The following is a 736-nucleotide window of genomic DNA, read 5'->3' on the forward strand; positions in this document are numbered from 1 at the left end:
GCCGCCCGCCTGAAGCGGGACGGAAGCCTGTCGGCTGCGGACGCCCAGCGGCTGATGGCGCTCTGCCATATGCCGAGTCCGGTGCTCATGCTTATCGTGATCGGCGCAGGATTCCTGAACAGGCCTGCGCTCGGCGCGGCCATTGCGGCCGCGGTATGGTTGTCGGGCCTTCTGCTCGGCATGGTGACAGCGCGCTTGACGCCGGAAAACAGGCTGGCCGCAACCGCGGTGCACAATCGGGACACCCGGGGCGCCGGCGCTCGGGCCGAAGCCGCCCAATCCCGTGCCCATTCGCTTCCGTTCCGCATCTTGTCAGCAATGGACCAAGCGCGGCAACGGGATGGGCGCAGCCTCGGCAAAGCGATGGGCGACGCCGTTGCAACCGGCGTCCAGCGGCTGATGGCCGTGGGCGGCTTCATGATTGCCGGCTCCGTACTTATCAGGCTGCTCGAGCTCGCGCTTCCGGACGCCCTTCGCCCGCTCGCCTATGCGGGAATATACGAAGCCCATCTCGGCGCATTCGCCGCCGCCCGCGCGCTGCAGCCGTACGGCGTCACGTTGACGGCATCCGCCCTAGCGGCGCTGCTCAGCTGGAGCGGATGGAGCGCTCTGCTCGGCGCGCAGAGCGCAGCTTCAGCCGCAGGCCTGAAGCTCGGACCGTTCCTTACGGCGAGGCTGCTGCATGCCGCCCTCGCTTTCGTCGTCGCTTTGCCGCTCACAAAGTCGATCGTGTCGG

Annotated in this window: 1 pseudogene; it reads left to right on the forward strand. The window is 68.2% G+C overall.

Annotated features, from left to right (window positions below):
• Positions 1–736, forward strand: a pseudogene (locus BG52_RS14975) (hypothetical protein); the annotation flags it as partial.

The organism is Paenibacillus darwinianus, from assembly GCF_000598065.1.
Classification (GTDB): Bacteria; Bacillota; Bacilli; order Paenibacillales; family Paenibacillaceae; genus Paenibacillus_I; species Paenibacillus_I darwinianus.